The organism is Planktothrix sp. PCC 11201 (genome assembly GCF_900009135.1).
GTDB lineage: Bacteria > Cyanobacteriota > Cyanobacteriia > Cyanobacteriales > Microcoleaceae > Planktothrix.
In genome coordinates this window covers 1-5,714 of record NZ_LT797756.1, presented here as the reverse complement: position 1 = coordinate 5,714, position 5,714 = coordinate 1, and the positions used below count along the sequence as shown (strand labels likewise).

At 40.9% G+C, this 5,714-nt stretch carries 5 protein-coding genes; all 5 read left to right on the top strand.

Translation table 11 applies throughout. The features are described from left to right. The first annotated feature begins 218 nt into the window (after nucleotides 1-218). Nucleotides 219-1,457, top strand: coding sequence for an RNA-guided endonuclease InsQ/TnpB family protein (locus PL11201_RS25565; protein ID WP_079681481.1), 1,239 nt, complete (start codon nucleotides 219-221; stop codon nucleotides 1,455-1,457). Between the two features lie 87 nt (nucleotides 1,458-1,544). Then, entirely contained in the window at nucleotides 1,545-3,014 is a 1,470-nt protein-coding gene (gene zds, locus PL11201_RS25560) for a 9,9'-di-cis-zeta-carotene desaturase (RefSeq protein WP_079681480.1), read from the top strand. Nucleotides 3,015-3,387: 373 nt separating this feature from the next. Beyond that, nucleotides 3,388-3,840 (top strand): SRPBCC family protein, encoded by a 453-nt coding sequence (locus tag PL11201_RS25555; RefSeq protein ID WP_079681479.1) that lies wholly within the window; start codon nucleotides 3,388-3,390, stop codon nucleotides 3,838-3,840. A 20-nt stretch (nucleotides 3,841-3,860) separates the two neighbouring features. Then, nucleotides 3,861-4,298, top strand: coding sequence for a DUF4079 domain-containing protein (locus PL11201_RS25550; RefSeq protein WP_079681478.1), 438 nt, complete (start codon nucleotides 3,861-3,863; stop codon nucleotides 4,296-4,298). A gap of 317 nt (nucleotides 4,299-4,615) precedes the next feature. Beyond that, nucleotides 4,616-5,714: CHASE4 domain-containing protein (locus PL11201_RS25545; RefSeq protein ID WP_144017903.1), on the top strand; the 1,099-nt coding region annotated here is incomplete at its 3' end.

The window sequence follows — 5,714 nt, the reverse complement described above, 5'->3', positions numbered from 1 at the left end:
TAATTTGACCGGAAAACTTGATGATTTTTTTTGAAGATAGCGATCGCATTTTGGAAAATGAAAACGCCCTGCTTTCAATGCTAGGGATGAACTCGGCTGCGACTAAACCAAGGGAGCGATGGGGCGGCTTTAGTCGCCGTATGCGCTAAAAATGGTACTTCTTCCTTAAAGTTATTTTATCTGAGTTTTTGTGGATAAAACTATGCTATCATCGAGCTATGATAGTTAGAGAAGCCAAGCTAAAACACGGTACAGTAGAGCAATATTCTGCCATTGATGAAGCCATCCGAACAGCACAGTTCATTCGGAACAAAGCCGTTCGCTATTGGATGGATAATCAAGGCGCGAGTAAAGCTGATCTGTACAGTATATGCAAAGACTTAGCCACATTGTTTGACTTTGCTAAAAAGCTCAACTCAGCCGCTAGACAAGCCAGTGCTGAACGTGCTTGGGCTGCTATCTCCAACTTCTATACCCGATGCAAAAAGGGTGTAGGTAAAAAAGGTTTTCCCAAGTTTAAAAAACATTGTCGCTCTGTTGAGTACAAGGTTTCAGGATGGAAGCTATCGGATGATTGTCGGTCAATCACGTTCACCGATGGCTTTGAGATTGGAACATTGTCGATATTTTGCAACCATGAAACTCAGGAAGACTTGCATAGGCTAAAAATTAATCGAGTGCGGATTGTACGCAGAGCAGATGGGTATTATGCTCAGTTCTGTTTTGATGCTAATCGCAAAGAGCAAGGGGAGTATTCAGGCAATCTTGTCGGATTGGATCTAGGTCTAAAATTTTTCACTAAAGACCAAAATGACAATGCCGTAATATATCCGCAGTTCTTGAGAAAAGCCGAAAAGCGACTCAAGAAGGCTCAAAGACGATTGAGTAAGAAATTTGTCAAGGGTGCTAAACCCCAATCAAAGAACTATCACAAAGCTCGGAAAAGACTAGGTAAAATCCATCTTAAAATCCAACGCCAACGGAAAGATTGGGCAATTAAACAAGCTCGAAACGTAGTGATATCTAACGATATCGTGGTCTATGAAGATTTAAAGATAGCGAACATGGTCAAGAATCACCACTTGGCTAAGTCTATTTCTGATGCTGGTTGGTATCAGTACACTCAATGGCTAGACTACTACGGCAAGATTTGGGATAAGGTGGTTGTGGCAGTATCGCCTAACTACACATCCCAAGATTGCTCTAATTGCGGTCAACGAGTGCAGAAGTCTCTGAGCACTAGAACTCATTCATGTCCTAACTGCAAGATTGAGATTTGTCGCGATACAAACGCGGCTCTAAACATCTTGCACAAAGGATTGAATATTCTTGGTGTTGAGTGGAATAAACACAGTACGTCAGGGCATGACGGATCTGGCTCGTTCGAGCAAAAGCATGGGGAGAAGATCGCCGCTGCTGTTGATCAGCAATTTGATACAGTAAGCGAACTTCGATGAGCCATGAATAAGAATCCCCCCGCTTCGGCGGTGGGGAGTATGTCAAAATATGTAAACAAACGCTTAAGGTAAAGGGCAGTCTAAAAAATGCGGGTTGCGATCGCAGGAGCAGGTTTAGCGGGCATGGCTACGGCAATTGGCCTAGTGGATGCCGGACACGAAGTAGAGATTTTTGAATCCCGTCCCTTTGTCGGGGGTAAAGTCAGCAGTTGGATAGACCCCGACGGCAACCATATTGAAATGGGGTTGCACGTCTTTTTTGGCTGCTACTATAACTTATTTGAACTGATGCGGAAGGTGGGGGCGATTGACAACCTTCTGTTAAAAGACCATACCCACATTTTTGTTAATACCGGGGGAAAAACGGGAAGTTTGGACTTTCGCTTCCTTACCGGGGCTCCCTTTCACGGGTTGAAGGCATTTTTCACCACCTCCCAACTCTCGGTAATTGATAAACTGCAAAATGCGATCGCTTTGGGTACTAGCCCCATTGTCCGAGGGTTGGTAGACTTTGAGGGGGCGATGAGGACTATCCGCGAGTTAGATAGGGTGAGTTTTGCGGACTGGTTTCGCAGTCATGGGGGTTCTGAGGGTAGTTTAAAACGGATGTGGAACCCGATTGCCTATGCCTTGGGATTTATTGATACTGAGAATATTTCCGCTCGGTGTATGTTAACGATTTTCCTATTTTTTGCCACCAAAACAGAGGCATCTATGTTGCGAATGTTGGCAGGATCTCCGGCGGAATATTTACATAAACCCATTGTGAATTATTTGGAACAAAGGGGCGTGAAAATTCATACCCGCCGTCGAGTTAGAGAAATACAATTTCAGGAAATAGAAGGTAAAACCTATGTGACGGGAATGGTAGTAGCAAACGGAGAAACCGAGGAAACAATTATTGCCGATGCCTATGTTTTTGCCGGGGATATTCCGGGGGTACAAAAAATGATTCCCCCTGCTTGGCGAAAATGGCCGGAGTTTGACAATATTTATAAATTAGAAGCGGTTCCCGTAGCAACGGTACAACTGCGTTTTGATGGTTGGGTGACGGAATTAAATGATCCCCAAAAACGTCAACAACTTAAAGAAGCGGCGGGAATTAATAATTTATTATATACAGCCGATGCGGATTTTTCCTGTTTTTCTGATTTAGCATTATCAAGTCCGGCCGACTATTATCGAGAGGGACAGGGATCTTTATTACAGTTAGTTTTAACCCCGGGTGATCCTTTTATTAAACAAAATAATGAAGAAATTGCCCAACACGTTCTTAAACAAGTTCAGAATTTATTTCCCAGTTCACGGGAACTGAATATGACTTGGTATAGTGTGGTTAAATTAGCTCAATCTTTGTATCGAGAATCCCCGGGAATGGACGCTTACCGTCCGGCTCAAAAAACTCCGGTTGCTAATTTCTTTTTAGCTGGAAGTTACACGCAACAGGATTATATTGATAGTATGGAAGGGGCAACTATTTCAGGAAGACAGGCGGCTAAGGCTATCTTAGAAACCAACTTTTCCGATCTGAAACCTTCCCCTGTTGTTGCTGGATAATTGAGAATTTCATAAATAATTATTAGTCGAGAAATTATATTTTTGACTAATAATTATTTGGGATAAATATTGCAGTGTCAGCGTTCTCGCTGACTTGCCCAAACCGATGTAATATGAAATCTGTAAATATTTTCTACACATTCCTCCTGTAGAGACGTTGTATGCAACGTCTCTACAGGAGGGCTAGGGGGGATCGTCTGTAGCGTTTATAATTAGATTTCATATAAGCTCGATAAAATAATCCCAGTGAGTGCGGACGCTAAAATAATCCCTGTAGCTTATTTGAGTAGATATTGATATAATTAAACAATAATTGAGTATATTAAAACGGATAAATTCAATTAGGTAAAATCTTTGTAACTTTGTAAATATTATGGCTGATTGGTTAGAACATAGTGTCCAAGTTGAAGTTCCGGTTCCCATTGATGTCTCTTGGAGTTTATGGTCAGATTTAGAACATATGCCCCGTTGGATGAAATGGATTGATTCGGTTAAAATTTTAGAGGATAATCCTGATTTATCTCGTTGGAAATTAGCAACAGGTAATTTTGAATTTAGTTGGTTATCGCGGATTTTAAAACAAATTCCTAATCAAATTATTCAATGGGAATCAGTAGATGGTTTACCGAATCGGGGGGCAATTAGGTTTTATGATCGCCATGGGAGTAGTATTGTTAAATTAACGATTTCTTATGCTATTCCAGGGATTTTAGGACAATTGATGGATAATTTATTTTTGGGTGGAGTAGTGGAGTCAACTATTCAAAAAGATTTAGAACGATTTAGAGATTATGCCATAGAATTCTATAGTAGTTCTTCAAATTAACTTCCGTTAAAATCCTTATTATGAATTTACCCTCCTTTTTATGGTTATGGAAAATTGCAGCTTGGTCGATGGGATTTTCTATCTTCGCTTATGTATTGTTAGCAATGACCGGAGGATGGATGCTATATTCCCGCACAAGGAAACAACCTCGACCTAACGGACTCAGAACTTTTCATTACCTGATCGGTGGGGGGATGGTGGGTTTAGTCTTAATTTTACTAACCGTTGGTTTAGTGGGAACTCTCGGATATTACGGGAATTTAGGACATTCAATTCATCTAGCCGCCGGATTAATTGTAGTAGGTTTAGTATTAGGGTCGGCTGGGAGTGCTACCCAAATTAATCCCAAAAATCCCTGGGCGCGCCCCCTTCATCTTAGCCTAAATATGGGCTTATTTTTTGCTTTTACTGCGGTTTCTTTGTCCGGGTGGGTGATTGTTCAGAAATATTTACCTTAAGTTAATTATTAATACCAAATCTGGTGATCAATAGATTAAAACTATAGTTTTTCAACACAACTCAATCAAATCGGGAGTAAAATACTATTCTTAACCTTAACCTCTGTTTAGACCCCCAATGACCTATCTCTACGAACTTCAAAAAGCAAGATAGAATAGGTATAGAATTGATGGAAGTAGGATTCCCATTTAGCAATTGCAAGGATTGTAACTGCCGATTGGGTACATCTGGTGGTTGTACAGAATCATTGTTCTGAGAAAGTGGGTGCAAATACAACCTCGTTTACTGCCAAATAGCACGTTTAAGGTCACACGCCATGAAATTGCGAAAAAAAACACTGATCATTATTGGTGCTGCCCTGATTGGGTTAATCGTGGCAATGTATATTAGTGCCTCCTTGTTGCTAGTACATGATTTTAGTCAATTAGAAAGTCAGTATGTCCGTCAAGATATTATTCAGGCTTTAAATGCGATTAATGATGATTTAGATAGTTTGGACTTAATTGCTCAGGATCAAGCGAAATGGGATGACACCTATAGCTTTATTGACGCTCGCAATTATCAATATATTGCTTCTAATTTAGTTGATACTACCTTTGCCGACCTGCGACTCAATTTATTGATTCTGATTAATTCTCAAGGTGAAATTGTTTTCAGTAAAGGATTTGATTCCCAACGCCATCAGGAAACACCGATTCCCCCGAGTCTTTCCCCCCATCTTGCCTTAAATCGTCCCCTTTTAGCCAGTCTCAAACAACCCGATTTAACCCCTGTTGCCCTTCAAGGAATCATTGTTTTACCAGAAAGTCCATTACTGATTGTTTCACGACCGATTTTGACCAGTTCCGCATCGGGGCCAAGCCGAGGAGTCTTGATTTTAGGACGTTATCTTGACCCCTCAGAAATTCAAAGATTGCAGGAAATTAGCCAACAGTCTTTGAGTTTGAATCCTATTGTTGAGGAAATAGCCAGTAGTCCGATTCTATTATCGCCGCAACTTCAACCCTATCCTGAAACCATTATTGATCCTAAAGCTATTCAGTTGCAATCTTTGAATGTAGAAACAGCGATCGCCTCCGCCACTATAGCAGATATTTATGGGGAACCCAAATTACTGTTACAGGTTCAAGTTCGCCGTCCTATTTATCAACAAGGTCAGACGACTTTAGCCTATTTCACCTTATTTTTATTAGGGGTTGGGTTGATTTTTGGAGGCATCACCCTATTATTGTTAGAAAAATTAGTGCTTTCTCGACTCACCCATCTGAATAATTCTGTGAATGAAATTAGGGAAACGGGAAATTTGAGTTTAAGAATTGAGGCGACGGGTCAGGATGAATTATCGAGTTTAGCTGAAGCGATTAATGGAATGTTGCAAGCCCTAGCAGATGCCCAAGTTCAAGGTCAAGAAAGTG

Excerpts from the sequence above, each read along its gene's own strand:
- PL11201_RS25550 (WP_079681478.1), top strand. The coding sequence starts at position 3,861 with ATGAATTTACCCTCCTTTTTATGGTTATGGAAAATTGCAGCTTGGTCG.
- zds (WP_079681480.1), top strand. The coding sequence starts at position 1,545 with ATGCGGGTTGCGATCGCAGGAGCAGGTTTAGCGGGCATGGCTACGGCA.
- PL11201_RS25565 (WP_079681481.1), top strand. The coding sequence starts at position 219 with ATGATAGTTAGAGAAGCCAAGCTAAAACACGGTACAGTAGAGCAATAT.
- PL11201_RS25555 (WP_079681479.1), top strand. The coding sequence starts at position 3,388 with ATGGCTGATTGGTTAGAACATAGTGTCCAAGTTGAAGTTCCGGTTCCC.